The organism is Rhodococcus sp. KB6, from assembly GCF_001445685.1.
In the GTDB taxonomy this organism is placed as follows: Bacteria; Actinomycetota; Actinomycetes; order Mycobacteriales; family Mycobacteriaceae; genus Rhodococcus_F; species Rhodococcus_F qingshengii.
On record NZ_LNAK01000062.1, the window covers coordinates 1 to 894 of the forward strand.

Here is an 894-nt window from a genome sequence, read left to right on the forward strand (position 1 = left end):
CGCCAGGCGGCCGGACCAGCGCTGGGACGAAAGCATTCATTGTGGGGCCTCCTCGATCGAGCCGACAACCGACATGATCAGCCTGACACTGGATGCGTCAGATCACCCACATATCATGATTTTCTTCGCAGCGGAGCTCGACCGCAACAACAAGTGATCATCGACTTCATCAACCGATACAAGAGTGAGTACGGCGTCGAGCCGATGTGCAGGATGCTCAGCGAGCATGGCTGCTCAATTGCGCCGTCCACCTACTACGACGCGCGCAATCGTTCCGCATCTCGGCGGGCTCTGCGCGACGAAGAGCTCAAAGCCGCGGTCAGCCGTGTACATGCCGAGAATTATTCGGTCTACGGAGCCCGGAAGGTGTGGCTGGAAATGCGTCGAGAAGGCATCGACGTAGCACGGTGCACGGTCGAACGGTTGATGGGTGCCCTCGGGCTCGAAGGTGCACGTCGAGGCAAGGCGAAACGGACCACTATCGCAGATCCACAAGGCCGTCGAGCGGACGATCTGGTGCAGCGAAAGTTCAACCCGGTTGCGCCAAACATGTTGTGGGTAGCCGACTTTACCTATGTTTCGACGTGGTCGGGTTGGGTGTACGTCGCGTTCGTGATCGATGCGTATTCACGGCGAATCCTCGGATGGCGCACGGCGACGACAATGACGACACCGTTGGTACTCGATGCCATCGAGCACGCGATCTGGACTCGACACCGAGAAGGGATTACCGACCTGGCCGGGCTCATTCACCACAACGACCGCGGATCGCAAGGCGTATTCAACCGGTCGAAGCAACACGTTGCTGTTGAACCGATCGTAGGTGTTCGTCCCAAGCTTCAGCGGGGGTTCGCCAATGGAGTCGTTTCCGTGGTCGGGTGTTGAGAGCATGGG

The 894-nt window shown here is 58.9% G+C and carries 1 pseudogene and 1 other annotated feature; the pseudogene reads left to right on the forward strand.

What is annotated here, in order from left to right:
* Positions 1-39: 39 nt before the first annotated feature.
* Positions 40-774, forward strand: a pseudogene (locus ASU23_RS33335) (IS3 family transposase); the annotation flags it as partial.
* Positions 117-246 (forward strand) — a sequence feature (AL1L pseudoknot). (Overlaps the previous pseudogene by 130 nt.)
* Positions 775-894: the final 120 nt, after the last annotated feature.